A 26852-nucleotide genomic window follows, 5' to 3' on the forward strand; every position below is an offset into this window, starting at 1 on the left:
CACGCGGAACGAACCCGACCTTTACCGCCTTCGCCCTCCGGGCCACCAGCCTGCCAACTGCGCCGTCTGCGGGCTCCGCTCACCCAGGGCCCCTGTCGACAGATCCCGCTGACCTGCTCAACCAGCTGCCAATCCAAGCGCCACTACTGGCGGACGAAGGAACGGCTCGCTACGACAGCCTGATCCGTCCACCTCCGATGGGCAGACCCTCCAACTTCGATATCAGAGAACGGCGCGTGATGTACCCCGACAGTGAAGCTGTGCCGAGTGTCACCGAGGTTGGACCGAGGGCCCTTGTCAGTGGAGTGCGCTTTCCTGTCCGTCATGGACCTCACGCAATCGATGCTCAACGACTTGCTGGACCGGATCGACGCCCCGGGTGGATCTCTGCATCTGTCACTGGACACCGACCCGTACATGCTCGTAGAGAGGCTGGCCGACCGTTACGGAGCACCACGGACCCTGGTCTTGGACGGCTTTACGGACCCGACCATCGACGAGTCCCGTGGCGCGGCTCTTCTCGCTGTCCTCGAAGGCCGGGGCGAGACGATTCGAGCCTGGGCGTACGGAGGTCAGTGGATCGGCGCCGGGACCGCTCGGGACGCGCAAGGGGTCGTCCGGCCGGTGCTGGCGGCCGTGCCGCGGCGCGTACCGGTGCCGGCTACAGGGGGGACCGGCCGGGACGAGGACTGGGTTGAGCGGCTGGTAGCCATCACCGCCTGGACCTCGCCCCCGCAGCGGCCGGACATCGACTGGGCGCAGATCGAGGCAGAGGTGGGTACGCGCCTTCCCGGCGACTACAAACGCATGGTGGAGACATTCGGGGAAGGCGCCTTCGACGGATACCTCACTCTGAACCAAGAACCGTGGACCCACCTCCGCGAGGACGGCCTGCTCATCTGGGCAAGCACCGAGCACGAGAACCTGTACTGCTGGCAGACCGACGACAGCACCGACCCGGACCACTGGTCTGTCGCCATCCGGACCTTCGACGACGACTTGGCCCCCTTCGACTGCTCGGCTGCGGAGTTCATCTGCCGCATCCTCCTTGACCCGCACCATCCGTTCACGATGGCCCACTACTTCGACACCCACTGGTTCATGAACTACCGCGACAACGAGTGACCCGACCGGCCACCATTGGTTACGTTCCAAGATCGGTTGGAATATGACTTCTCACGCCACCACCCGCCGTTGAACCGGCATGCGAAAAGCCGCCATCGCGCAAGCGGTGGCGGCCTTTCCTCAGGTCACAGGGAGAGTCTCACCTCGCCGTTGAGATGGACGGCCAGGTACAGGGCGTCGAGGACTGTGCCAACGGGCGGAAAACGGTCGGGCGTAACGTGTTCGCGTTCGTCGGTCCCGGCTGTCGTACGGGCAGGCCCGCGCACTGCTGGACGAGCACACCGCCGCACGCGGGCCGGGCACGGTGGGATCTGCACGCGTACCGGCACTCCTCCCTGACCCACCTCGGCGAGGCGGGGCGAGTCTGCTGATGCTGATGGCGAAGTCCCGACACAAGAAGCCGGAAAATGTCCGCCGGTACTTCAAGCCCTCCCCGGAGGCCATCGCCGAGCTGACCAGCCTGCTCGCCCCGGCAGACGCCCGGCGCTGATCCGTCGGGGGCAGGGCTTGGCGCCCCGTGGGCCTCGTGGCGATGGCCGTGAGCATGTACGCCCCTCGTTACCCCGCAGCCACTGACCTGGGCGCCAGCAGAGTCACCCCTGCGGTCTCCGCGCGTCATCCGAATGTGCCGGAAATCTGACGGCAGAATGCGCCTGAGGGCCTTGGTGCAGGCGCTGTCGAAGTCGCATCTCGTTTGTCTGTGTCATCGGCCGGCCGAACAGGCAGGCCCGTGTCGGGGCGCGAGTCCGGGTCTCTCGGGCTGGACGTTCCCCGCGGGCGCGCCCTGACGTTCCCCGTCCGGGCGTCGGACGCCGTGACGGCTCCAACGACGACGGGAGATTTTTATGAGTGCCTACCCGCCGATCGCCGATCACGGGATGGTCGGTGACCTTCAGACGGCCGCGTTGGTGTCCTCCGACGGGACGATCGACTGGTGGTGCACGCCCCGGTTCGATTCGCCCAGCGTGTTCGCGTCGCTGCTCGACAGCGAACGCGGGGGTTACTGCCGGCTGGCCGCGCACCTTCCGGGCGGGCAGGAGCCGGAGGTCCGCCAGCTCTACCTCTCGGATACCGCTGTCCTGGTCACGCGCTTTATGGCGCCGGGCGGCGTCGGTGAGGTCGCCGACTTCATGACCCCTCTGACCACCGGGACCCCGACGGACCGGCACCGCCTGGTGAGGGTGGTCAGGGTGGTGCGGGGCAGCATGGACTTCCGCCTGACCTGCCGTCCGCGGTTCGACTACGGCCGCGCCTCGCACACCCTGGAGCGGACCGGCGAGGCGGCCGCGGTCTTCCACGGCCCCGGCACCGACCTGCACCTGCAGGTCACCGGCCCCTTCGTGCTCCACCCCGATGACGACGACCTCACCGCCCGCTGCACCCTCACCGCCGGGCAGACCGCCGCCGTGGTCCTGACCTCCGATGCGAGCGGCGCCGCGGCCCCGGCGGAGCTGGTGCCCGAGGACATCCGGGCGGAGCTGGAGGCGTGCCGGAGGTTCTGGCACGGCTGGTTGCGCTCCTCCACCTACCGCGGCCGGTGGCGCGACATCGTCAACCGCTCCGCGATCACCCTCAAGCTGCTCACCTACGCCCCCACCGGCGCTCCGATCGCCGCCGCGACCATGGGGCTGCCCGAGCAGATCGGCGGCGAGCGCAACTGGGACTACCGCTACACGTGGGTCCGTGACTCCTCCCTGGCCGTCAGGGCGCTGTCCGACCTCGGGTTCGCTGACGAGTCCGCAGCCTTCCGCCGCTGGCTGCGCGATCGCCTGGAGGCAGGCGGCACCGCCTCGGGCGAGCCGCTTCAGATCATGTACCGCATCGACGGGGACCCCCACCTGACCGAGGAAGTCCTGGACCACCTGGAGGGCTACGAGGGCTCGGCCCCCGTACGGGCGGGCAACGCGGCCGCCGACCAGATCCAGCTCGACATCTACGGCGAGGCCGCCGACGCCCTGGCCCAGGCCGGCGAGATGGGAGGAATCCGCGGCTGGAAGACGTTCGCCGACGTGCTGGACTGGCTCGCCGACCACTGGGACCGGCCCGACGAGGGCATCTGGGAGACCCGCGGCGGGCAGCAGGAATTCACCTACAGCCGCCTCATGACCTGGGTCGCCTTCGACCGCGGCATCAAACTCGCGACCCTCCACTCCCGGCCCGCCGACACCGCTCGCTGGGCGCAGGCGCGCGACGCCGTGTTCCGGCAGATCGTCGAACGCGGCTGGAATGAGCAGCGGCAGGCGTTCGTCCAGCACTACGCCACGGACGTCCTGGACGCTTCCCTGCTGCTGATGCCCCGCGTCGGATTCCTCTCTCCCACGGACCCGGCCTGGCTCAGCACCCTGGACGCCATGGAGCAGGAGCTCGTCAGCGACAGCCTCGTCTACCGGTACAACCCCGAGGCCTCCCCGGACGGACTGCGCGGCTCCGAAGGCACCTTCAACCTCTGCAGCTTCCTCTACGTCGAGGCGCTGGCCCGCTCGGGCCGACTCCACCAGGCCCGCTACGCCTTCGACAAGATGCTGACCTACGCCAACCACGTCGGCCTGTTCGCCGAGGAGATCGGCCCGTCCGGCGAACAGATCGGCAACTTCCCCCAGGCGTTCACGCACCTCGCCCTGGTGGCCGCGGCCATCGCCCTCGACGAGCAGCTCGACCAGGCGGAACGCGGCGGAACCGATGGCTGACCCCGCCCCGGCCACACCTGCCGCCCTGCGGCGTGTCATCGCCCCGCTCGCCCTCGCCCAGTTCATCTGCAGCTTCGCCGGCTCCAACATGAACGTGATGATCAACGACATCAGCGAGGACCTCGACACGACCGTGCAGGGCGTCCAGGTCGCCATCACGATCTTCCTACTGGTGATGGCCGCCCTGATGATCCCCGGCGGCAAATTGACCGACCGCTACGGCCGCAAACGGTGCCTGCTCACCGGCCTCGTCATCTACGGCGTCGGCGCACTGCTCAGCGCCGCCGCACCGGGCCTGGGCGTCCTCATCCTGGGCAACTCCATCCTCGAAGGCGTCGGCACCGCCCTGCTCATCCCGCCCGTCTACATCCTCACCACACTGCTCTTCACCGACACGACCTCACGCGCCCGCGCATTCGGAATCATCATGGCGCTCGGAGGCATCGGCGCCGCGGCCGGGCCGCTGATCGGGGGGCTCATCACCTCGGCACTCAGCTGGCGCGCCGCGTTCGTCTTCCAGGCCCTGGTCATCGTCGTGATCATCTTTCTCAGCCGCCGCATCGAGGACCCCCTCCCGCCGGACCCGACCCGCCCCTTCGACACCGTCGGCACCGTACTGTCCGCCGTCGGCCTCGTCCTCGTCGTCACCGGCATCCTGGCCGCCGACAACAACGCCTGGCTGATGCTCGCCCTCCTCGCCCTCGGCGCACTCTTCCTGTTCGCCTTCTTCCGCTGGGTCCGAGCCAGGGAACGCGCAGGCAAGGAACCACTGCTCTCCACCAGCCTGTTCCGCATCCGCACCTCCAACCTCGGACTCGCCACCCAGAACACCCAGTGGCTACTCCTGATGGGGGTGTCCTTCACCGTGGCCTCCTACCTCCAGGTCGTCCGCGGCTACGACGCGATCCAGACCGGCGTGATCTTCACCGCGGCCACCCTCGGAATCCTCGTGTCCTCCCTCGCAGCCGAACGCCTCGCCAAGCGCCACACCCAGCGCACCCTCATCCTCACGGGATTCGTCACCACCATCGCCGGCATCGTCGTCCTGATCGTCGTGGTCGGCGGTTCCCCCAACCCCTGGGCCTTCGCCCCCGGACTCCTCCTCATCGGCCTCGGACTCGGCGTGATGCTCACCCCCTCGGTCAACATCGTCCAGTCGAGCTTCGCCGAGGACCAGCAGGGCGAGATCTCCGGCCTGTCCCGCAGCGTCTCCAACCTCGGCTCCTCCCTCGGCACGGCGATCGCCGGCACCATCCTCGTCGCCGGCCTCACCAGCCACGCCTACGCCGCCGCGATGATCACCCTGGCAGCCGTCGGACTCATCGGCCTCACCGCCGCCGTGCTCCTCCCTCACCACCCGCCGCACACCCCCGCCCCCACCGGCCGACAAGCCAGCGCTGAGTGAGGCAGAGGTCGCCTGCGGCGAGACTGCGGGTCGGTCTCCCTACCGGCCGGCCGGGCCTACCTCGGCCCGGTCTCCGGTGACGCCGGTCGGCTGGTGTACGTCCTGCGGCTGGACGTCGGCTCCCGCCCTACCCGGACGGGTAGGGCCGCTGGGTGCTTCTCACTCCTCGTCGCCGACGCCCGGGGCACGCAGTGGCCACAGGCCTCCAGGCAGGTCCGGCAGGGAGAACGAGTATCGGCCCAGCATGTTGATGTGATGCCGCACGAACGGTGAGAGGCGGGCCAGGTCCTCGTCACGGACGTCAAACCCGTCCGCGCGCAGCTGGGTGACGGCGGCGTCCATGTACCGGGTGTTGAACAGCACCAGCGCATTCAGTACCAGGCCGAGCACGCCGATCTGGTCCTCCATGCCGTCCTGGTAGCGCTGGTAGAGCTGCCCGGCGCGGCCGTGGAAGATCTTCCGCGTTGGTGAAAGCCCCGTAGTCGGCCGTGCGGTCGATGCGCCACATCTTCTGGTCCGGCAGGTCCGCCGGCTGCGGCGCGTACGCGAACCCGGCGAGCGTGAGCAGCCCGAAGACGATGTGGCTGTAGCTCGCGGTGTCGGTGACGATCATCTCGGGGCGCTTGCCGCCGTCGCGGTCTTAGGGCGCGTATCGAGTCGTGATCATCGGGTGGTCCTGGTGAGGTCTTTGATCCAGATCATCGAGGCGTGCAGGTGGAGACTGGCGAGGTAGCTGTCGGGAGTCTTGTCGTATCGGGTGTCTCACCGTCCCAGTTCCGGCCTCCTGGTACGTCACGCTCTGGGGCGGGTGAGGCACGTGGAGCCGACGTGAGCCGACCGGTGCACTGATGTCCGGGCGGGGACTCATGGGACATGGCCCGGCACCCGGCTCAGGTTCCGGGGAGGATACGGCGCGTTTCGTAGGCCCACATCGCGATCTCGACCCGGTTGCGGGCGCCGAGCTTGGCCATCAGGCTGGCCAGATGCGTCTTCACCGTGCTGAGGCTGATGTGCAGTGCATCGGCGATCTCGGTGTTGGTCAGCCCGCGAGCGACGGCGAGGAGCACCTGCTCCTCGCGGGCGGTGACGGGGGAGACCGGCTGGGCCACGGGCCGGCCGGCGGGCAGGTCCGCGAATGCCTGGAGCAGACGGACGGTGACGCTGGGCGCGATGAGCGCCTCACCGTCGGACGCCGACCGTACGGCCTGCGCCAGAAGGTCCGGTCCCGTGTCCTTGAGGAGGAATCCGCGGGCGCCGGCACGCAGTGAGCCGTAGACGTACTCGTCGAGGTCGAACGTGGTGATGACGACCACGGCCAGCGGGTCGGCGACGCCCGGGCCGGCGACCAGCCGGGTGGCCTCGAGCCCGTCGAGTACGGGCATGCGGATGTCGAACAGGCAGACGTCGGGGCGTAGTTCGCGGGCCAGACGTACCGCTTCCCGCCCGTCGGCGGCCTCGCCGACCACCTCGATGCCGGGCTGGGCGTTCAGCATGATCCGCAACCCGGTGCGGATGATCGTCTGGTCGTCAGCGACGAGGACGCGAATGGACACCGCTCTTGCTCCTCGCTCTCGGCAGTTCGGCTTCGACATGCCAGCCCCGGTCGGTACCCGGGCCGGCTTGTAGTGTGCCGCCGAGCAGGGTCGCGCGCTCGCGCAGTCCGGTAAGTCCGTATCCGTCGCGACCCCGGCCGGTGCGCCGGCCGTTGTCGCGCACGCTCACCCGTACCGTGTGCCGTTCCGCGGCGACCCGAACGACGAGCTCGGTCGCGTCGACCGCATGGCGCAGCGCGTTGGTCACCGACTCCTGCACGATCCGGTAGACGGCCGCGTCCACGGCCGGGGGCAGCGCGTCCAGTTCACCGTCGAGCCCCAGGTCGACCCTGAGGCGACCACCCGGGGTGCGCACCAGGCGCTCCAGATCCGCGACTCCGGCAGGGGGCGCCAGCTCGGCGTCGACCCCGCGGTCGCGCAGCGTGGCGACCATGGCGCGCATTTCCTCCAGCGTGCGCGCCCCTTCCTCCTCGACCCCCTCCAGCGCCTCGACGGCGGCGGACGGGTCGGTGCCCGCGAGCACCCGGCCCGCCTGGGCGATGATCACCATGGCCGACACGTGGTGGGCCACCGTGTCGTGCAGTTCCCGGGCGAGCTGCTCGCGCTCGCGGGAGCGCACCTGCTCCAACTGCCGCTCGCGAGCGGTCACCCGGAACCGCACGGCAGCCCCGACCACGCCGGGCAGCAGGAGGACGACGAAGCCCGCGACCTTTTCGACGACCGTGGTCCCGTCCGTGACGACACACAGCGCGCCGACCGCGAGGATCACCGCGCCGCCCAGCACGATCTCGCGTCCCGATCCCCACCGGAGCAGCGCGTACACCAGCACGAGCACGACCGCGCCGGTGTACAGGCCGACAGGCTCGCGCGGTGCGGCGACGAGCGAGGCCACCGGAAGCAGGACCACCGAGCCGAACGCCAGCGTCACCATCGCCAGCGGGCGGGTCCGGCGCCACAGGGGCAGCAGGCACAGCCATACGGTGAACACCACCGCCACCGGCCGCCACACGACGTTCTCGCGCAGGGTGGCCTCCAGCGCCACACAGGCAAGGCCCGCGGCGAGCAGCGCCCAGTCCCGCCGCACCCGGGCGGGCGCGTCGGGCGGCCGGGGTTCGGTCCACAGGGTTCGCAGGTCGTCTCGGAGCACGGTTCTCAGCCTAGGGGCCGCGGCGTGCCGCGCATCGGCCGAAAGGACGGGTCGTCACTCCGCCCCGGGGCCGACGGATCCGCGGCCCGCGGGCCGATGCCGCGGAGCGCCGTGGCGACGAGTCTCGGCATCGGCGGCCGTACAAGGACGGCCGCCGAGGTGGTTGGAGGACCCGATGCTCTCGAAAGCCCTGTTGCGCCTGGGCGCAAGCGCCGCCCGCCATCCCTGGCGGGTGATCGCGGCATGGCTGATCGCCGCCACGCTCGCCGTCCTCGCCGCCGTCGCCTTCGGCGGGCGGACCGCGGACTCGTTGACCGCTCCGGGACTGGACTCCCAACGGGCCGCGGAACTGATCGAGCGGGCAGGCACCGGCCAGGAGGGGATGACCGCCCAAGTGGTCGTCACCCCCCTCGACGACGGTGCGACGTTCTTCGACGACGACAGCGCGCGCACCGCTCTCACGCGGCTGCAGACCGAGGTGAAGCGGCTGCCGCACGTGCTCGGCACGAGCGACCCGGCGGGGGCACTCGACACGGGCGGGGACACCGCCGTGCGCGGCGGCCTCGTCTCGGCCGACGGGCGGATCACGGTCGTCCGGGTGCAGTACCCCGACCAGAGCCGGCTGTCGGCCGAAGACCTCGACGCCCTCGTCGATCTCGGCGACCGGCTGCGCGCCGAGCTGCCGCTGCGCATCGAGATGGGCGGGAACCTCTTCTACGCCTTCTCCGACCCCGACGGCGGCGTGAGCGAGCTGATCGGCCTCCTCGCCGCGGCCGCGATCCTGTTCCTGGCGTTCGGTTCGCTCGTCGCCGCCGCGCTGCCGATCGGCATGGCGGTCTTCGGGCTGACCGTCGGAGTCGCCACGATGACGATACTGGCGGGGGTGACAGAGGTCCCCACCTTCGCACCGGTCCTGGGCAGCATGGTCGGGCTCGGAGTGGGCATCGACTACGCGCTGTTCGTGCTCGCCAGGCACCGGGAGTACCTCGCGTGCGGGCTCGATCCGCAGGCGGCGGCCGGACGAGCGGTGGCAACGGCGGGGCGGCCGGTGGTCTTCGCCGGCGGCACCGTCGTCGTGTCGATCCTCGGCCTGGCGGTCGCGAAAGTGCCGTTCATGACGGTGGGCGGGGTTGCCGTCTCGATCGTCGTCCTGACGATGGTGCTCGCGTCGGTGACGCTGCTGCCGGCCTTCCTCAGCGCGGCGGGCCCACGCCTGGCCCGGCCCGGCCGGATCGGCCGGGCTCTGCAGACCAGGAAGCTGGGCCGACTCGCACGGCAGCGGGACACGGTGGCGGGCGCCGCTCCCGCCGCCGGTTGGCGGCGCTGGATCGGGCACGTCAGCCGGCACCCGGTGCCGTACGCGATCGGCGCGGCGGGGCTGCTGCTGACCGCGACGCTGCCCGTGCTCGGCCTGCGCGTCGGCCTGCCCGACGACGGCTCACTGCCCCACAGCCGTACCGAGCGCCGCGCCTACGACCTCGTCGCCGAGGGGTTCGGCCCGGGCACCAACGGTCCCCTCGTCATCGCCGCGGACCCCACCGGTGATCCGGGAGTGCTGGACCGACTCGTCGCAACGGTCGCGGCGGATCCGGGCATCGCATCCGTCGCGCCGACGCACATCGATCCGGCCACCGGCATCGCGACCCTCGTGGTGTTCCCGACCACCAGCCCTCAGGACAAGGCCACGGCCGACACCATCGCCCGGCTGCGCACCGACGTGCTGCCCACGGCGATCGGGCACGGCCCGGCCAGGGCCCACGTCGGCGGCGCCGCCGCGAGCCTGTCCGATGTGGGCCAACGCACCAGCCAACGCCTGCCGGTGTTCGTCGCCGCCGTGCTGGCGATGTCGTTCCTGCTGCTGATGCTGGTCTTCCGCTCGATACTCGTACCGCTCAAGGCGGTACTGCTGAATCTGCTGAGCATCGGCGCGGCCTACGGCATCATGGTCGCGGTCTTCCAGTGGGGCTGGGGAGGCGCACTCATCGGGCTGGAAGCGACGGTTCCGATCGTGTCGTTCATCCCGATGTTCCTCTTCGCCATCCTGTTCGGCCTGTCGATGGACTACGAGGTGTTCCTCCTCTCCCGCGTACGCGAGGAGTACCTGCGCACCGGCGACAACGGCACGGCGATCGTTGAGGGCATCTCGCGCACCGCCCGGATCATCACCTCGGCCGCCCTCATCATGGTGGCGGTCTTCCTGTCCTTCGCCGTCGCCGAGGACCCCTCCACCAAAATGTTCGGGCTCGGCCTGGCCACCGCGATCTTCATCGACGCCACGGTCGTACGCATGGTGCTGGTACCGGCGACCATGACACTCCTCGGCCGGACCAACTGGTGGCTGCCGAAGTGGCTGGACTGGATGCTTCCCCGCGGCCCGGTCGGCACCGACGACACCGACGCGGAATCCACGGGTGAGGCCCCGCGTCCACGGCGGGTTGACCGTTGACTCAACTCCTGCCCGCCCTTGGCGTCCGGCACCTCAGCGCGTCACCCAGGGGCATACCGAGTCGTGATCATCGGGTGGTCCTGGTGAGGTCCTTGATCCAGATCATCGAGGCGCGCAGGTGGAGACCGGCGAGGTAGCTGTCGGGAGTCTTGTCGTATCGGGTGGCGATGCCTCGCCATGCTTTGAGCTTGTTGATCAGGCGTTCGACGGTGTTCCGCTCCTTGTAGAGATCGGCTTCGTGGCTGACGGGTCGGCCACCTCTGGAACCCTTCTTCTTCCGGTTGGCGGCCTGGTCCTTCTTCTCCGGGATGACCACCTTGATACGGCGTTTGCGCAGGTGGGCGCGGATCCGCAGGACGAGTACGCCTTGTCCCCGGCGACCGCGTCCGGCCGGATGCGGGGTCGGCCGACGGGCCCGCGTACCCGTACCTTCTTCAGGACGGGGATGAACTGCGGGCTGTCCGCTGCCTGGCCTGTGGTCAGGATGAACGCCAGCGGGCGGCACTTGCGGTCGGCGGCGAGGTGGACCTTGCTGGTCTGCCCGCCTCTGGAACGTCCGAGGAGGCGGCCTTCAGCCGGAGTTTCCGCCGACGCCGGATGCGTCGTCGTTCTTCCAGCGCGGGATCACTTTCGGCCTCTTGCTCGTTTTGCTCTTCGAGGCCGCCCCCTTTGACCTGGCCTTCTCCTCCTCGGCCGCGGCCGTGGTGGGCTCGGGCGGTGGTGGAGTCGATGCTGACCAGGGACAGGTCCACCTCACCCCGCTTCGCGGCTTCCGTGATCAGGCCCTCCAGCAGGGCCTCGAAGACGCCGGCGTCACGCCACTGCCGGAAGCGGTTGTGGACGGTCGACCAGGCGCCGAACTCCGTCGGCATCTCCCGCCACTGCCCGCCCGTCTTGAACCGCCAGATCACGCCCTCGAACTGCTGCCGCAGTCGCTCGGGGTACGGGCCGTACTCGCCGATCGACAGGTACGGCTCGATGAACTCCCAATCAGGATCGGTCAGTTGCACTCGCGCCCATGCCCAAGTCGGCAATCTCCTCCGCCCGCTCCAAGGACCCTTCATCTGCGGCCCGGACACCCGCATCGGACCCCGGCGCAGCCGGTCCAACTCCGAGACCCGGGCCCCGGGCTGCACGGTCAGCAGCGAGTCCAGCACCGCCCGCTGCCCGGTGTTCAGCAGCCCGTACAGGTCGTCCCACAGCCGCTGGTTCGCCGCCTCCCGCACGGAGGCGACCAGCCGGGTGAGCCGGGCAGGGCTTAGCGCCGGTTTTCGTTCCGATGTTCCTCAAGCCCCAGAGCGCCGCCGGCCGGCATGGCGCGCGGAGGACTCTCAACCCCCCGCGATCAACGCGGCCAACCCCGCCCGGGGTTCGTCAGTCTGCTTTCGCCTGGGTGCGCCGCGCGTAGGCGCGGGCGGCGCGGGCACGGTCGCCGCAGCGGATGGAGCACCAGTGGCGGCGTCCGTGGCGCAGCAAGTAGCGGTTGCAGGGGGTGGAACCGCAGGCGGTGAGGCGGTCTGCGTCGGGGCCGGTGAGGAGGTCGGCCGCGTTGGCCGCGAGGGTCGCGAGAGCGCGCGCGAGGATCTCGTCGGTGGGGCACGGCACCGCACGGTAGGGGCCGTTCTTCTCGTCCCAGTAGAGCAGGCCGGCTGTCGGAGCCATGCTCAGCGCGTCGTTGACGGCGGACAGTGCCACGGGCAGTGCGGGCAGCCCGGCGACGCGGGCGGAGAACAACGACCTGAGGTGTTCGCGCAGCGAGCGCAGCTGGCTGGCGCACATTTCCCGTACCCCGGCGTCGGCCGGCGCGAGGCCGTGGTCGGTGAGCCACCTGTTCGCGCCCTCGGGGGTGCCGAGGAAATCGATGAACTGCCCTCCGGGCAGCGCGATGGCGCTGTTGACGAAGTCGAGGGCGAGGTAGTCCTCCGCCCCCGGGGCAGGCACTCGCACGGATTCGAGGGTCGGGATCTCACTCATGATTCTCATGTTACGCCTTGCATCCATCCGTGAGTTGTCTATGATCATCACGGATAGACCGCAACCCAAACGTGAGGCTTTGAGGTTCTGATGGTTGATACCCGCACGCCCGTTGAGCAGTTCCCCGTCCGCGTCTTCGGTGGCCCGACCGCCTTCTTCGAGTACGGCGGCCTGCGATTCCTGACCGACCCCACCTTCGACGCGCCCCGCGAGTACCGCGTGCCGGGCGGCCAGTTGACCAAGACGGCGCCCGCCTCCGCCACGCCGGCCGACCTCGGCCGCATAGACGTGGTCCTGCTCTCCCACGACCAACACCCCGACAACCTCGACGAGTCCGGCCGGGCACTGCTCGCCGACGTCCCTCTCACCCTGACCACGCCCGGAGGCGGACAGCGCCTGGGGGCGGGCGCGAGGGGCCTGGCCGACTGGGAGTCGGTCGACCTCGACCGCCCCGATGGCGGAACCCTCACGGTCACGGGCGTGCCCGCCCTCCACGGACCCGGCACGCGCGAGGAGGTCGAGCCGTTCACCGGCCAGGTCGTCGGGTTCGTCCTGACCGGGCAGGACCTGCCCACGGTCTACGTCAGCGGCGACAACGCCTCCCTCGGCCTGGTCAAGGAGATCGCGGACCGGTTCGGCCCGGTGGACACCGCCATCCTGTTCGCCGGGGCCCCTCGCTTCACCGAGCTCTTCGACGGCGCGCTGATCGTCCTCGACAGCTCGCAGGCCGCCGACGCAGCCACTGTCCTCGGTGCCCGCAGGGTGGTTCCCGTCCACTACGACAGCTGGGGGCACTTCACCGAGGGACGTGACGAACTGGTCGCCGCCTTCACCGACGCCGGGCTGCTCGACCGCCTGGACCTGGGTGAGCGGGGCTGACCCCGGGCAGTCTCGGGCTGGTACGACGAGGGCCGTCTGGAGCGCGGCGCGTGCGGCCCCGTTGCTCTTCATCGACGCAAACGTGCCGGGGCTCACTGCCCCTGCACGACAGCGCACAGAACCGGATCTGGCTGGAGATCGTCCAGCTTGCCCTCGACCTGCCGGTCGCGTCCCTCATTCCCTCAGCACTTTGCGGCGTGCCGCCACGTAGTCCTCCGGACCGTGGCCCTGGGGCCCCAGGGGGCGCTTGCGACGGTCGCCGGAGAGGTGAGGCCCAGCGCGCGGTTGTCCTTGCCGTTCCGCATGTGGTTGAGCCAGCGTTCGTACCAGCTCAGGAAGTCCGGGGCCGAGGAGACGTTCGGAGGCCAGAAGCCGTCCGCGTTGCCGGTGAGCATGCGGCCTGTGAGGGGTCCGGTCACACCGATGAGGCACAGGTCCGTGCAGCCCATCTCGATGATTGCGAGGAACAGATCCCCTTGGAGCGCGTCCGGGTGGCTGACGTGATGGAATCCCCGCGGGGTTCCATCCGGCGGCTGCCGGTCCATGGTGAACAGCCTGCACTCCTCCAGCGGAAGCAAACCGTAGAACGGGCCGGCACCGCTGCCGCCCAATTCGAGAAGGAACTTCCGGTAGGCCGACGGCAATTCGATGTGGTGTTCGGCCTCGAAGTCGTCCGCCCGCGCGGGACTGACGCGCGGGCCAACGCGAAACTGGTGGCGCTCGGCGCCCACCGAGTAGCTGCGCTGTGCCTGGTACGGAACCTTCGCCAGCTTGGAGCGTATGCGCGATATGCGGGAATCCATCGGAGGATCTCTTCTGTGTCGTGTACCGGGACCCTACCGGTCGGCCTGTCTGAGCCATATCCGAGGCTCTGGAGAACCGTCGTTCTCCGGACTTCCTGATGGCTCATGAGACATCGGGCGCCGACGCATCGGTCACCCCACCACCGCAATGTCGCCCCCGTCTCCGAACCCCGCGTCACAGTGCGGCGAGCCGACGGGCGGCCTCGTTCAGGTCCAGCGGCGCGCGCGCAGGTCCGGGTCGTGGGCGCTGGTCATCCGCGGGTCCGGGTGGCTCAGGACTGCGGGGCGAGGGCCCGGCGTAGTGCGGTGAGGACGTCCTGGCGCATGCGGGCGCTGGTCTGTGGGCCGTCGAGGATGAAGCTGTTGTGGGTGGTGCCGGGGAGGACGTGGAGTTCGGTGGGGACGCCGGAGCGCAGCAGCCGGTGGGCGTAGGTGATGTCCTCGTCGAGGAAGAGGTCCAGGGCGCCGACGGTGACGAAGGCGGGAGGCAATCCGGTCAGGTCCTCGGTGCGGGCGGGGACCGCGTACGGGGCTGCGGAGTCCTGGCCGGGCTCGTGGCCGAGCAGGCTCGTCCAGCCGAACTTGTCGTTCTCGCGGGTCCAGATGTACCGGCCCGTGTAGGCGTTGGGGTCGGGGCGGGTCACCGTGCGGTCGTCGAGCATCGGATAGACGAGGACCTGCATGCGCAGGGGAATACGGCCGTCGTGGGTGGCCAACTGTGCCAGTGCCGCGGTGAGTCCGCCGCCGGCGCTCTGCCCGGCGACGGCGATCCGGTCGGGGTCGACGCCGAGCTCGGCGGCGTGGCTGTGCAACCAGGTCAGGGCCGCGTAGCAGTCGTGCAGTGGACCGGGGTGCGGCGTTTCGGGGGCGAGGCGGTACCCGACCGACACGACGACGCAGTCGAGTTCACCTGCGAAGGTGCTGGCCAGGGCCTGGTCCGCGTCGGGGCTGCCCAGCACGTAGCCGCCGCCGTGGATCCACAGCAGCCCGGGGCGCGGGCCGTCGGTCCCAGTGGTGGGCCGGGTGAGGATGACCCTGACGTCGGGGGCGTTCTCCGGCCCGGGCACCATGCGCTCCTCGGCGCTCACGTCTGTCGGTACGAATGACGGGGTGCCGGCGCCGGCCCGCGTCGCTGACAGGGTCTCGGCCGACAGGTCGAGGGGCGGTACCCCTTCGATCATGGGGAGCAGCTGGGGGTCGACGAGGTGGCGAGTGTCCATGGTCCTTCCCTTCGGAAGGTGCGATGCGGGAGCGGGTCCTACGGAGCGAAGAGCGCGGCGGCGGAACGCCCGGCGCCGCGGCGACCTTGGTGACGAACCGGTGGTGGACACGGGGGATGCTCCGTAGAGCCGTTGACCACAGGCAATCGCAGACGGGCGGGCGCCGCGAGGCAGTGTGTGCCGGACGGGTGAGCCCCAAGGCGAGCGACCGTCGCGGGCGCGGCACGCGGAGCACCGGTACTTCGGTCATCGGCCGCCGACCCGTCCGGCGAGGGGCTGCTCCGGCCTGTCAGCGCCACGGGAGAGGAACCCCTCCACGGCGGCGAGATCAGAACGGCGGATCAGGCATGGACGCTCGTGGTCTTCCTCAACGCCGCCGGCACGTCCGGCTCCGGAGGCCGGGCGCCCCATTGCGGGGCCACCAAGAAGGTAAGGGGGAACGCACGAGTGTCCTGATCTCAAGTGAGATGTCTTGGTGACCACGGCTGTTGGAAGGTGCGCCCTTCGTGCCGAGGGCCGGGCCGTGCGCACGCGCACATACGCGAACCCCTACCCTGGTGCCCGCCACATGGCGGATTTCGAACAGTGCGACGAACAGGATGTGACAGGTGACGGGGGCGAACGGCGCGGATCTGGTCGGCGAGGTTCTGGGCGGGCGATACCGCGTGACCGCGACGATCGGCCGCGGCGGCATGGGTGTGGTCGCCCGGGCGGTGGACCAGTTGCTGAACCGCGAGGTCGCCGTCAAGGCCCTGCGGGCCTACACCGACGCCTCCCCGGCCGAACTGGCCGATCTGCGGGTCCGGATGCAGAGGGAGGCGCAGGCCGCCGCCCGTATCCGGCACAGTGGTGTGGTCACCGTGCACGACGTGGTCGAGGAGCAGGGGCTGCCGGTCATCGTCATGGAGCTGGTCGACGGGCCCTCCCTCGACGCCGTACTGGCGGAGCGCGGCTCACTGGATCCGCGCGAAGCGGCCGCGATCGGCGCCAAGCTGATGGACGCGCTCGACGCGGCACACCAGGCCGGGGTCCTCCATCGGGACGTCAAGCCCGGCAACGTACTGCTCGAGCGCAGCGGCCGGGTCGTGCTCACCGACTTCGGCATCGCCAGCATGGAGGCCTCCGGCGACGAGGCGCTGGCCAAGCTGACACAGAGCGGTCAGATCGTCGGCTCTCTCGACTATCTGCCACCGGAGCGCGCACAGGGCCAGGTACCGGGTGCCGCGTCGGACATCTGGGCGCTCGGCATGACGCTGTACGCGGCCGTGGAGGGCGCTTCGCCCTTCCGCCGTACGTCGGTGTGGTCCACGCTGGCGGCGATCGTCGGCGAACCGCTGCCGGAGCCCCGGCGCGCCGGACCGCTCACCCCGGTGTTGCAGGCGCTGATGGCCAAGGACCCGCTGCAGCGGCCCGACGCCGGGCGGGCGCGCGAGATGCTGGAGGCGGTCGCCGGGGGCAGGAGCGCGGACCTCGCGACGGCACCGGCGCCCCGGCCCGTCGCTCCGGCGGGCTTCGGTCCCGCCCTCGCCGTGCCTCTCCCCCAGCCTGCTCCCCAGCCCGCCGCTTCCTACTCGGCCGGCGCGTACGCTGCCCCTCCGCTGCCGGGCGTCATGCCCGGCGCCGCGCAGCCGGGCACGACGCCCGGCATGCCCGCCGGTCACAACAGCGGTTCCGAGACCCGTGCCACGACGGTCCGCACGCGGCGCCGCCGCACCCGAACCATCGTCGCGGTGGCGGCCGCCACCGTCCTCACCTGCGGCGGAGTCGCCTACGCTCTGATGGACGTGCGAGGCGTTGAGGGCAGCGGCGGGTCGAACACCGCGCTGCCCACTGCGAGCACGACCGACGGCCCGACCTCTCCGGGGGACCTGACGTCCATCAGCCCCGGCGCGAAGTCGTCCAGCACCCCTTCGAAGAAGGATGAGGACCGAGGGACAGTTCCCACGTCAGCGCCCGGCAACGGAGCCGACAAGCCGGCAGGGGGCCCGTCAGCCTCTTCGAAGACAAAGCCCCCGCCCGGCAACGGAGCCGACAAGCCGGCAGGGGGCCCGTCAGCCTCTTCGAAGACAAAGCCCAGTTCCACGGTGAAGGAGCCCACCCCGGTGTCGACGGCGTGCACCGGCTGGGCCCACTCGAACCGCAGCAATGGCTACGGCCACACGACCCAGAACACCCACCTCTACACCGGGCCGTACGCGGAATGCTCCTACGTGACCGAGGTCAAGTCCGGCACGAAGGTCTACTACCACTGCTATGTCGCCAATGCCCATGCCAACAAGTGGATCTACGCCCGTATCGCGGGCACGGACACCGAGGGCTGGATGTTCAGCGACAAATCCACTCTGGACAGTGGCACGCTCGCCCGCTGTTAAGACGATCGCCCTAGCCGGTGGCGCCCGTTCCACGGAAGCGTCCGGCGTGTTCGGCCGCCCACTGAGCGAACGTGCGCGCTGGGCGGCCGGTAATCCGCTCGACGGTGTCGACGACGGTCGTGGCGTCATCGCTGGGGTCGGCGTACCAGCCGACGACGTACTCGGCGTCCGCCCGGGACACACCGGTGGCCGTCAGCCTGTCGAGGGCTTGCTCGTGCGAGATCGGGACGAAGCCGATGTCGCGGCCGATCGCCCGGGACAGGATCGCGATCCGTTCCCGCGGGGTCAGTGATTCGGGGCCGGTGAGGTTGTAGGAACGCCCCGCGTGGACGTCGTCGAGCAGCGCGGCCGCCGCCACAGCCCCGATGTCGGCCTCGTGGACGAGCGCGCTGGGAAAGTCGTACGGCTCTCGCACAACTCCCTCGGCGACCGATTCGATCCAGGTCAACGTGTTGGACATGAACTCCTGCGGCTCCAGGCGTGTCCACTCCACCCCCGAGTCCGCCACTGCCTGCTCGACTGGCCCCACCCAGCCGCCCCACACCACGGTGATGCGCCGCACACCCGCGTCGACCGCCTGCCGTACCAACTCGGGCCCGGCCTCGGCGAGCCCCGCCGTCACCGTGATGTGTAACCGGCTGACACCCGCGAAGGCGCCGTCCAGCCCCTCCGGTGCCGTGTGCGTGCCCGCCGCCAGCTCCACCCCGGCCGGAAACCTGCCCGCGGCCGCAGCCGGATTCCGCGTCAGTGCCCGGACGTGCTCTCCTCGGCGGACCAGCTCCGCCACGACGTGCCGACCGGTGTTCCCGGTGGCACCCGTAACCAGTGTCGTCACGGTTGAACCCCTTTCGTCCCCGCAACGCTAAAAGCTCAACCCGGGTTGAGGTCAAGGAGCCCCGCAGGGCCGGGCCAGTTGGGGCGCCCCGCCAACCCTTTCGCTACGCAGGGTGACGCAAATGATGCGAATCATCACGCAGCGCGTCAGAGTGGTCGGAGAGGAATCCCGTTCCGCATCGCAGAGGAGTCGCCGTCATGGGCGGTATGCAACACAAGCGCCAGGAGCCGGGCAAGGGCCGCGAGGAGCAAGTGAGTGAGCACCGGCCCGGCCAGGACCCCGTTCGTCCAGGCGCGGGCCAAGGTGGGCGGGGCAAGAGCCCCGAGGAACTCAAGCGGGCCCGTGAGGACGAGACGCGGCGCGAGCGCGACGAGCACGAGATGCGCGACGACGAGCTCTGACCAGGGCAGAGCCCGACACATCCCACACACGCAGGACCCGGCCGGGACCGCAGTCACCATCACCTCGGCCGGGTCCTGTCATGTTCCCGGCCGCCCCGCCCGGCCCGGCTGGGGCCAGGTACCGCCCCCGTGCCGCTGGACGTAGCCACCGTCTTCGGGCTGCCGCCTCCGCGGTCGAGGCGGACGACGAGAAGCCGGCCCAGGCCCTGCTCGACGCCGCCGAGCGCCACCATGCGCGACCTTCGGACAAACGCTGACCTCGTGTCTCGATTGATAGCAAAGAGTGAGGTTCGGTAGCTTTGCATGCATTCCGTTCGGAGGAGGTGCATGAAGTGCCGGGTCCGACGCGGAAGGCAGGGCGCGCGGTGGCGCGCGGGGTGGGGGCACTGGACGCGCGGCTGCCACTGTCGGAAGTGGCACGGACGGGGGTGCGCAAGGTCTTTCCCGACCACTGGTCGTTCCTGTTGGGCGAGCTGGCGCTGTACAGCTTCGTCGTCCTGCTGCTGACCGGTGTGTTCCTCACCTTCTTCTTCGATCCGTCGATGCGGGAGACGCCGTATCAGGGCTCCTACGAGCCGCTGCGCGGCGTACCCATGTCGCAGGCCTACCTCTCCACCCTGAGGATCAGCTTCGACGTCCGGGGCGGGCTGCTGATCCGGCAGATCCACCACTGGGCCGCCCTGCTGTTCGTGGCCGCCATCGGGGTGCACATGCTCCGGGTGTTCCTCACCGGAGCCTTCAGGCGCCCGCGCGAGGTCAACTGGACGGTGGGCGTGACGCTGTTCCTGCTGGCACTGCTGGAGGGATTCGCGGGCTACTCGCTCCCCGACGACCTGCTGTCCGGGACCGGGCTGCGGATCGCCCAGGGGATCATGCTGTCGGTCCCGGTCGTCGGCACGTACCTGAGTCTCTTCGCCTTCGGCGGCGAGTTTCCCGGGGGCGACATCGTGTCCCGCCTCTACGCCGTGCACATCCTGCTGGTCCCCGGACTACTGACGGTCCTGATCACCCTGCACATCCTGCTCGTCGTCACGTTGAAGCACACGCAGTGGCCGGGGCCCGGGAGGACCGGCCGCAACGTCGTCGGCCTGCCCTTCTTCCCCCAGTACACGGCCAAGTCCGCCGGGCTGTTCTTCGCCGTCTTCGGGGTGCTCGCCGCGCTCGGCGCCGTCGCGCAGATCAACCCCATCTGGACCTACGGCCCCTACCGCACGGACGTGGTCTCCATCGGATCCCAGCCCGACTGGTACGTCGGGTTCCTGGAAGGCGCCCTACGGCTGATGCCCGGCGTGGAAACCCGGTTGTGGGGGCACACGATCGCGTGGAACGCGCTGGTGACGGCCGTACTGCTGCCCGGTGCGCTCTTCTCCGTCCTCTACGCCTACCCCTACTTCGAACGGTGGATCACCGGTCCGGCGGGCGAGCGGCACCTCTGCGACCGACCGCGGGACCGGCCCGTCCGCACCGGTCTGGCGGTGGCGGCCGTCTCCGCCTACGCCGTACTGCTGCTCGCCGGGGCCCAGGACATTCTGGCCTTCGTCTTCGACGTGAACGTGCACGGCCTGACCTGGGCGCTGCGCATCGGGCTCTTCGTCGTTCCGGTGGCCGTCTTCTGGCTCACCAGGCGGCTGTGCCTGGCCCTACAGTGGCGCGAGCAGCGGCTGCTGACGGACGGTGAGGAGTCCGGCCTCGTACTCCAGGGCCCCGAGGGCGGCTTCCACCCGCAGCACCGGGCCCTCACGCCCACCGAGCGGTACGCCGTGCTCGCGCGGGAGCGTCCCCGGCCGGTGGAGCCCGCCGGGGACTCCGGCCGCGGCGGGCCGGGGCGTCGGCTCGACCGCGTGCGGTCGGCCCTCAGCCACTGGTACTACGGGGACCGCGTCCGCTACCCGGCCACCGCCGCACAGCGCCGGAAGACCGAGAAGACCACTGCGGGCCCGGACCGGAGGAACACTCCCTAAGCGGTGTCCGGGCGGTCGAGGTTCTGGAAGGCGAAGCCCAGGACTCCCGGGAGCAAGACACCGAAGCCGATGAGGCACAGCCACAGCCCCTGGACCACGCCCAGGCCGATCAGCGCGCTCCCCGCGGCCGCCAGTACGGGGAAATAGCTGCGGGCGGGGAAGTAGAGGCGCCGGCCGTCGGCCTCGCGCACCTCCGCCTCTCCGCGGTCTTCCGGACGCTCTCCGCCCCGCCGGTACTGGCGCCAGAGGTAGGCGGCGACGAGGCTCGACATGACGAAGGAGACACAGAGCGCCGCGCTCCCCGCCGGCTCCTGGGACAGCCAGGCGTAGACGGCGGTGGTGACCCCGAAGAACAGGGCCGTAGCGGTGAAGAGCCAGGCCTCACCTTTCACTGGGCACCTCCGGGTGGTGAAGGTCGAAGGCGGGCGATTCCGAGCGGATCTGTGGCAGGGAGTGGAAGTTGTGCCGGGGCGGCGGGCAACTCGTCGCCCACTCCAGGGAGCGGCCCCATCCCCAGGGGTCGTCCACGGTGACCCGTTGGCCGTAGCGCTGCGTCTTCCAGACGTTGTAGAGGAACGGCAGCGTCGAGAGGCCCAGGACGAACGACCCGAGGGTGGAGACGGTGTTGAGGAGCGTGAAGCCGTCGCCCGCAAGGTAGTCCGCGTACCGGCGCGGCATGCCGGCCTCACCCAGCCAGTGCTGGACCAGGAAGGTGGTCTGGAAACCGAAGAACACCGTCCAGAAGTGAACCCTGCCGAGTCGCTCGTCGAGCATCCGCCCGGTGATCTTGGGCCACCAGAAGTAGAAACCGCCGAAGGTGGCGAAGACGATGGTGCCGAAAAGGACGTAATGGAGATGGGCGACGACGAAATAGCTGTCCGTCAGATGGAAGTCGAGCGGCGGCGACGCCACCAGTACGCCCGTCAGACCTCCCAGGAGGAAGGTGACGAGGAAGCCGATGGACCAGAGCATCGGTGTCTCGAAGGAGAGCGACCCCTTCCACATCGTCCCGATCCAGTTGAAGAACTTCACGCCCGTCGGGACGGCGATCAGGAACGACAGCAAGGAGAAGAAGGGCAGCAGCACGGCCCCCGTCGCAAACATGTGGTGCGCCCACACGGTCGCGGACAGGCCGGTGATCGCGATCGTGGCACCGATCAGGGACACGTAGCCGAACATGGGCTTCCGGCTGAAGACCGGAAGGATCTCACTCACCACGCCGAAGAACGGCAGGGCCACGATGTAGACCTCCGGATGCCCGAAGAACCAGAACAGGTGCTGCCACAGCAGAGCACCGCCGTTCGCCGGGTCGAAGACGTGCGAGCCGAACTTCCGGTCCGCCTCCAGGACCAGCAGTGCCGCCGTGAGCACCGGAAAGGCCAGCAGCGCCAGGATCGAAGTGAAGAGCACGTTCCACGTGAAGATCGGCATCCGGAACAAGGTCATGCCCGGTGCGCGCAGACAGATGATCGTGGTGATGAAGTTCACCGAGCCCAGGATCGTACTCAGCCCCGACACGGCCAGCCCCATCGCCCACAGATCGGCACCGGTCCCGGGCGAGTAGCGCAGGCCGTTAAGCGGCGCGTAGGCGAACCACCCGAAGTCCGCCGCCCCGTGGGCGGTCAGGAAGCCGGAGATGACCAGCAGCCCCCCGAACAGGTACACCCAGTAGGTGAACGCGTTGAGCCGGGGAAACGCGACGTCGGGCGCGCCGATCTGCAACGGCATGATCGCGTTGGCGAATCCGGTGAAAGTAGGGGTCGCGAACAGCAGCATCATGATCGTGGCGTGAATGGTGAACGCTTCGTTGTACTGCTGGTTCGAGATGAGTTGCAGTCCGGGGCGGGCGAGTTCGGCCCTCATGGCCATGGCCAGCAGGCCGGCGAAGAGGAAGAAGCAGAAGGCCGTGACCAGGTAGAGGTTGCCGATCACCTTGTGGTCGGTGGTCGACAGCCACCGCAGGACGGCGGAACCCTGACCCGCCCGCCGCTCGGTTCGTGGCGGCCCGGTCAGGTCGAGGTCGTCGGGTGGTGCCGCTTCCGGTGAAGGGTCCACCGACGTCATCCGTCCTCCAGAGAGTCTCGCCGCCGCGCCTGCACCCCTTCCCCTACAGGCTGCCGTTCCCCTCGGACCGGCGGCGCGCCGCCAAACCTCCCGGGTACGCCCGGCTGCCATGCTCGCGGGCTCCGACGCGGGCGGTCCGGGCTCCGCTGGTGGTGCGCGCACAGGGCGGCGAGTACGCGGGCGCGGGCGGCCTGGACACCCCGGGTCCGGCTGCTTCCCGCTTCGCGAAGAAGGACCCCGACGAGCCATTTCTCCGCCCGCCGGTCGCCGGGTTCGGCCTTCGGAGGATGCGAGCGTTTTGCTCCCATGGGCGTACCCCTGCGATCACGGCAGCCGGGCACGTTGCGCATCTCGAACGGGCGCAGACGCCACTCCTACCGCTGCTGGAGCGGTCTCGTTCAGCGCCCCAGCGCCCCAGCGCCTCAGCGCGTAAGCGCCTCAGCGCCGAAGATCCGCTCCGACGGTCTGCCGGTACGCCACGTGGCCGCCCAGGGCTCCGGTCACGGCGACCATAGCCAGCCCGCTGAACGACCACAGCCTGCCCTTCGCCGAGCGGCCGCAGAGCCGCGCCCTCAGGGAGGCCGTGTAGCAGGCGACCGCCCCCACATTCGACACCGCATGGGCCAGTCCGACCCTGGCCGACTCTGGCGGTAGCGCCGCCCAGTCAACCCAGCCGGCGGCTGCTGCCGGGACCGCTCCGGCCAGGCCGACCGCCGTGAGCGCCGTCGCCGCACGCTGAGATCCCGGGACCACAGCGTCCAGCACGGCGGCCGACAGCCAGCAGCCGATGGGTACCTGTACCAAGACGGGATGCACGGGATGGCCCAGCGGCCCACCGCGCAGCAGGTCGCGCGCATCGCCCAGGGGAAGGGAGCGGATCGTCCGCTGGAGGACACGGATCGCCGGGTCCGCCACCGTCGTCCGTTCGAGACGGCCCAGGATTGTCAGCCACCGCGCCGAAGCGGTGTCGAGGGCCGAGTCCTGCCCGGCCGCCGCCTTCGGGTATCCGTCGAGCGCATGTGTGTTCATGCGCAGCGCCTACCCAGCAGGGCCAGGAGCACGCGGGCCGCGCGTTCCGCTTCCGAGGGGTGGGGGTGCGGAGGACGACGGGTGGCGGAGGACTCGCCACCACGACGTGGAGACCGCGCGAGCCCCGGACGACGCCGTGCCCGACGCGCACGCGGTGGAGCGGCTCACCGTCCAGGCCATGGCATCGTGAGCCCCGGCATGAAGGGTCACCAGGAGGGCGGATGCATGAGCGCGCGTTTCGAGGAGATCGACTGGCGCCCGACGCCGCTGGGCGACATCAGTTTGCGGCGACGCCGGGACCCGGTGTCGGGCGCCGACGTGTACGAGGTGAAGCTCGGGGACGATTTCTTGATGTCCAGCCTCTTCGTCGAGGGCGAGATCGCGCTCGCCCGGCACGGCCTGGCGAAGCTGGCGGGGGCGGAACTGGACGTCGCCGTGGGCGGGCTCGGTCTCGGCTATACGGCCCGGGCCGCTCTGGGTGACCCGCGCCTGCGCTCGCTGGTCGTGGTCGACGCGCTCGCCGAGGTGATCGACTGGCACCAGCGCGGGTGGGTGCCCTTGGGTTCCTTGTTGTCGGCCGATCCACGTTGCCGATTCGTCCACGGCGACTTCTTCGCGATGGTCGGCGATCCATGCGGTCTGGATCCGCAGGAGCCGGGCCGGCGCTTCCATGCCGTCCTGCTGGACATCGACCATTCGCCGCGCCATGTGCTGCACCCCCGTAACGCCGCGCTGTACCAGCCTGCGGGGCTGCGCACGCTTGCGGATCGGCTGCACCCCGACGGGGTCTTCGCGCTGTGGTCGAACGATCCTCCGGACGGGGAGTTCACCGCCGCGCTCGAGGAGGTCTTCTCGGAAGCGGAGGCACACGTTATCGACTTCGACAATCCACTGCAGGGTGGGAGGTCCGCCAACACCGTGTACGTGGCAACGAAGGGCGCAGACAGCCATAACAGCCGCCGCGGCACCTGACGGCCGGATCCCACCCGGCCTCAGTTCCGAACCGGCTGTCAACTCAAGGTCACCGCCGGCCGTACTCATCCAGGTGGGAGCCGGCCACCGGGCCCATGCGGAGCATGTCGCCGTCGACCGACCAGAAGGCGCCGGTGACCGGGTGCTTCTAGTCGCCGTCGGCATCTCGCGGACCTCGTCTCACATCGCCCCGGGCCGCTCGGGAGGTCGCGCTCAGAACCGGAAGATCGCCCGCGCGCCGTACGTCACGCCGCCCGCCAGCACCGTCAGGGCACCCCAGTAGACCGGGGGCGACCACATCAGGACGTCCGGGCCGATCATGAAGATCAGGATGCTCACCATGAACCAGCCGAAACCCATGGGCAGGAGGGTGATCACCCGGCCGCTCGCGAGTGCCCAGGAGGCGACACCGAGGGCGAGCCATGCCAATGCCATCGAGGGCCACATGTCCGTCTGGGACGCCGGCGGGTACCTACGGGAGTGTCCGAGTACCTCCAGACCGACCACCTGTCCCTTCCAGAGCCGCAGCTGGGCTCGCTCCCCCGTCCCGGCCTCCGTGTACGCCTCCGCGCCGACCTCCAGCCACTGAGATCTTCCGGACCACACGACCTTCAGGCTGTAGGTCGTGGTGCAGGTCTCGCCACCGGTCGCGCCCGTGTTCGTACCGTTCGACGTACAGCGTTCGCCGGTGACCCGGTCGCGGACCTCGCCCGTCCGGGCCTGTACGCACCCGTCGCCCTCGCACACGGGCGCCTGCTGATAGACGACGGTCTTCCGGTAGCCGTCCACGATCGCCTGGGCGGAGAGGAGACCACCGAGCCCCACGGCCAGGACGACCAGTCCCAGCAACCAGTAAGGCAGCCGCCGCTCGTACCAACTCTCCCTGAAATCGGTCCCCTTCACCCGATCCTGATACCCGGCGAACACACCCCGCATTCGGGAGCCAACGGGACGGCCGCAATCCGGGCGTACACGGCCGGTGTCGCGGCGCGGCGGTCAGCGAAGCGATCTGCTCCGTGAGACCTGCGTCGCTGCCGTCTCCGCCAGGACGATTCCCGAGGCCCAGCCGCCGGCTGTCTGGACGTCGTCCAGGGACACTCCCGTCGCTGCGGCGATAGCGCGCTGCGCGAGATCGTTGTACGCGCGGTCGGCGATCTCCGTGGAGATGCCTTGGCCATCCGGGAGGAACCCGGCCGCGGTGAGTGCAGCCGAGACGGGCGGGCTCATCTCGCCCCATCGGATCCCGCTGTCGAGCGCCATGCCGCCCCACCTGTCGTCGAGGTCCGCGTACAGCAGCTCGAGACGGTTGGGATTCTTGAACACGGTCATCGCGGGATGCTCGGCGCTGCACAGCTCGAGGAGAACGGACCGTTCCGCTCCCACGAGTCCCGTGTAGCCGCTGGTCTCGATGACGATGCTCCAGCCAGGGTGCACGCGGCCGGCGACGATAAGAACACCGTCTTCGGCAAGGCCTTCGTCGTCTTCCTCGCGGAGCGCATCGAGCGGGTTCTCGATGGGGCGGATGGAGATGGCTTCCATGGCCTGCAGCGCCTCGAGTGGGGGCAGCGTGGTGAAGGTGAAGGACCAGCCGCCGAAGTAGCCGTCGAGGGTCTGCATCAGGTCCACGAGGCCTCCGGTGAGAACGGGAACGGCGCTCCTCGACGTTCGAGAAGCGCCGCTCATCATACGTTCCGGGTGTGACAGTCCTGTGGGCTAGAAGTCCACGATCTGCGCGTAGTACCGGTCGTTGCTGTCGTTCGGGTACGGGAGGGTGTCGTCCCAAGCGAGGATGCGGTGGTTGCGCACGTAGTTCATCAGCGTGTTTCCGCCAGACCGGTTCCGGCTGAGGTCGACGGGGTACACGGAGAAGTCCCAGGCCTGGCTTGCAGCGCCCTGGAGCGTGGAACGGAACGGGTATTCGTCGCAGTCCTCGCAAGGGTAGCCGCCGCACCAATTGCCGCGCATATGAAGGTAGTACG

21 protein-coding genes and 5 pseudogenes are annotated in these 26852 nt (G+C 69.8%); 10 read left to right on the top strand and 16 right to left on the bottom strand.

Annotated elements, in window-relative coordinates:
• The first annotated feature begins 324 nt into the window (after positions 1 to 324).
• The 4 genes and pseudogenes from OG625_RS00990 to OG625_RS01005 all read left to right on the top strand — a co-directional run bounded on the left by OG625_RS00990 (position 325) and on the right by OG625_RS01005 (position 5217).
• The gene (locus OG625_RS00990) at positions 325 to 1125 is read left to right on the top strand and encodes a hypothetical protein (protein ID WP_329375977.1); all 801 of its coding nucleotides are present in this window, start codon (positions 325 to 327) and stop codon (positions 1123 to 1125) included.
• 235 nt (positions 1126 to 1360) lie between these two features.
• A pseudogene (locus OG625_RS00995) lies at positions 1361 to 1615 on the top strand (site-specific integrase); the annotation flags it as partial.
• A gap of 355 nt (positions 1616 to 1970) precedes the next feature.
• Positions 1971 to 3812 (top strand): glycoside hydrolase family 15 protein, encoded by a 1842-nt coding sequence (locus OG625_RS01000; protein WP_443067656.1) that lies wholly within the window; start codon positions 1971 to 1973, stop codon positions 3810 to 3812.
• Complete coding sequence (locus OG625_RS01005) at positions 3805 to 5217, top strand: MFS transporter (RefSeq protein ID WP_329375979.1); 1413 nt, start codon at positions 3805 to 3807, stop codon at positions 5215 to 5217. Before OG625_RS01000 ends, OG625_RS01005 begins: the two co-directional genes overlap by 8 nt.
• Positions 5218 to 5376: 159 nt before the next feature.
• Here the strand turns inward: OG625_RS01005 and OG625_RS01010 are convergent.
• The 3 genes and pseudogenes from OG625_RS01010 to OG625_RS01020 form a co-directional block, all read right to left on the bottom strand.
• Positions 5377 to 5857: pseudogene (locus tag OG625_RS01010) on the bottom strand (Tn3 family transposase); the annotation flags it as partial.
• Between the two features lie 250 nt (positions 5858 to 6107).
• Positions 6108 to 6770, bottom strand: a complete 663-nt coding sequence (locus OG625_RS01015; RefSeq protein WP_150497990.1) for a response regulator — start codon at positions 6768 to 6770, stop codon at positions 6108 to 6110.
• Positions 6745 to 7917, bottom strand: a complete 1173-nt coding sequence (locus OG625_RS01020) for a sensor histidine kinase (RefSeq protein WP_329375981.1) — start codon at positions 7915 to 7917, stop codon at positions 6745 to 6747. Before OG625_RS01020 ends, OG625_RS01015 begins: the two co-directional genes overlap by 26 nt.
• Positions 7918 to 8092: 175 nt before the next feature.
• Between OG625_RS01020 and OG625_RS01025 the strand changes: the two genes are divergently transcribed.
• Positions 8093 to 10363 carry an MMPL family transporter gene (locus OG625_RS01025; RefSeq protein WP_329375983.1) on the top strand — a complete coding sequence of 757 codons (2271 nt, stop codon included), beginning with the start codon at positions 8093 to 8095 and terminating at the stop codon, positions 10361 to 10363.
• A gap of 67 nt (positions 10364 to 10430) precedes the next feature.
• Here OG625_RS01025 and OG625_RS01030 read toward each other — a convergent pair.
• The 3 genes and pseudogenes from OG625_RS01030 to OG625_RS01035 form a co-directional block, all read right to left on the bottom strand.
• Positions 10431 to 11373 (bottom strand): annotated as a pseudogene (locus tag OG625_RS01030) (IS5 family transposase).
• Position 11374: 1 nt separating this feature from the next.
• Positions 11375 to 11610, bottom strand: a pseudogene (locus OG625_RS41350) (hypothetical protein); the annotation flags it as partial.
• Between the two features lie 127 nt (positions 11611 to 11737).
• Complete coding sequence (locus OG625_RS01035) at positions 11738 to 12337, bottom strand: ABATE domain-containing protein (protein WP_329375985.1); 600 nt, start codon at positions 12335 to 12337, stop codon at positions 11738 to 11740.
• 90 nt (positions 12338 to 12427) lie between these two features.
• Between OG625_RS01035 and OG625_RS01040 the strand changes: the two genes are divergently transcribed.
• Complete coding sequence (locus tag OG625_RS01040; protein ID WP_329375987.1) at positions 12428 to 13216, top strand: MBL fold metallo-hydrolase; 789 nt, start codon at positions 12428 to 12430, stop codon at positions 13214 to 13216.
• A 182-nt stretch (positions 13217 to 13398) separates the two neighbouring features.
• Here OG625_RS01040 and OG625_RS01045 read toward each other — a convergent pair whose 3' ends face one another.
• On the bottom strand, positions 13399 to 14019 hold the full coding sequence (locus OG625_RS01045) for an SMI1/KNR4 family protein (protein WP_329375989.1): 621 nt from the start codon (positions 14017 to 14019) through the stop codon (positions 13399 to 13401).
• A 272-nt stretch (positions 14020 to 14291) separates the two neighbouring features.
• Complete coding sequence (locus tag OG625_RS01050; RefSeq protein ID WP_329375992.1) at positions 14292 to 15239, bottom strand: alpha/beta hydrolase; 948 nt, start codon at positions 15237 to 15239, stop codon at positions 14292 to 14294.
• A 692-nt stretch (positions 15240 to 15931) separates the two neighbouring features.
• Between OG625_RS01050 and OG625_RS01055 the strand changes: the two genes are divergently transcribed.
• Positions 15932 to 17611: a protein kinase domain-containing protein gene (locus OG625_RS01055; RefSeq protein WP_443067854.1), complete on the top strand. Its 1680-nt coding sequence runs from the start codon at positions 15932 to 15934 to the stop codon at positions 17609 to 17611.
• Positions 17612 to 17621: 10 nt separating this feature from the next.
• On the opposite strand, the gene OG625_RS01060 is transcribed toward OG625_RS01055, so the two are convergent.
• Complete coding sequence (locus OG625_RS01060) at positions 17622 to 18446, bottom strand: NmrA family NAD(P)-binding protein (RefSeq protein ID WP_329375994.1); 825 nt, start codon at positions 18444 to 18446, stop codon at positions 17622 to 17624.
• A gap of 197 nt (positions 18447 to 18643) precedes the next feature.
• Between OG625_RS01060 and OG625_RS01065 the strand changes: the two genes are divergently transcribed.
• Both OG625_RS01065 and qcrB read left to right on the top strand, forming a co-directional pair.
• Complete coding sequence (locus OG625_RS01065; protein WP_329375995.1) at positions 18644 to 18847, top strand: hypothetical protein; 204 nt, start codon at positions 18644 to 18646, stop codon at positions 18845 to 18847.
• 332 nt (positions 18848 to 19179) lie between these two features.
• Entirely contained in the window at positions 19180 to 20808 is a 1629-nt protein-coding gene (qcrB, locus tag OG625_RS01070) for a cytochrome bc1 complex cytochrome b subunit (protein ID WP_329375996.1), read from the top strand.
• Here the strand turns inward: qcrB and ctaF are convergent.
• From ctaF to OG625_RS01085, 3 genes are all read right to left on the bottom strand, one after another.
• Complete coding sequence (gene ctaF / locus OG625_RS01075) at positions 20805 to 21200, bottom strand: aa3-type cytochrome oxidase subunit IV (RefSeq protein ID WP_329375997.1); 396 nt, start codon at positions 21198 to 21200, stop codon at positions 20805 to 20807. The two genes, qcrB and ctaF, sit on opposite strands and share 4 nt — an antisense overlap.
• Entirely contained in the window at positions 21190 to 22872 is a 1683-nt protein-coding gene (ctaD, locus tag OG625_RS01080) for an aa3-type cytochrome oxidase subunit I (RefSeq protein WP_329375998.1), read from the bottom strand. The genes ctaF and ctaD overlap by 11 nt, the downstream gene beginning before the upstream one ends.
• Positions 22873 to 23310: 438 nt before the next feature.
• Positions 23311 to 23901 (bottom strand): DUF2231 domain-containing protein, encoded by a 591-nt coding sequence (locus tag OG625_RS01085; RefSeq protein WP_329375999.1) that lies wholly within the window; start codon positions 23899 to 23901, stop codon positions 23311 to 23313.
• A gap of 225 nt (positions 23902 to 24126) precedes the next feature.
• On the opposite strand from OG625_RS01085, the gene OG625_RS01090 reads away from it, so the two are divergent.
• Entirely contained in the window at positions 24127 to 24873 is a 747-nt protein-coding gene (locus tag OG625_RS01090; protein ID WP_329376001.1) for a spermidine synthase, read from the top strand.
• A 49-nt stretch (positions 24874 to 24922) separates the two neighbouring features.
• Here OG625_RS01090 and OG625_RS01095 read toward each other — a convergent pair.
• The 4 genes and pseudogenes from OG625_RS01095 to OG625_RS01110 form a co-directional block, all read right to left on the bottom strand.
• A pseudogene (locus OG625_RS01095) lies at positions 24923 to 25012 on the bottom strand (SDR family oxidoreductase); the annotation flags it as partial.
• 74 nt (positions 25013 to 25086) lie between these two features.
• Positions 25087 to 25776: a hypothetical protein gene (locus tag OG625_RS01100; protein ID WP_329376003.1), complete on the bottom strand. Its 690-nt coding sequence runs from the start codon at positions 25774 to 25776 to the stop codon at positions 25087 to 25089.
• A 93-nt stretch (positions 25777 to 25869) separates the two neighbouring features.
• Positions 25870 to 26499 carry a hypothetical protein gene (locus OG625_RS01105; RefSeq protein ID WP_329376005.1) on the bottom strand — a complete coding sequence of 210 codons (630 nt, stop codon included), beginning with the start codon at positions 26497 to 26499 and terminating at the stop codon, positions 25870 to 25872.
• Between the two features lie 87 nt (positions 26500 to 26586).
• Entirely contained in the window at positions 26587 to 26838 is a 252-nt protein-coding gene (locus tag OG625_RS01110; RefSeq protein WP_329376007.1) for a NucA/NucB deoxyribonuclease domain-containing protein, read from the bottom strand.
• Positions 26839 to 26852: the final 14 nt, after the last annotated feature.

Source organism: Streptomyces sp. NBC_01351 (assembly GCF_036237315.1).
Classification (GTDB): Bacteria; Actinomycetota; Actinomycetes; order Streptomycetales; family Streptomycetaceae; genus Streptomyces.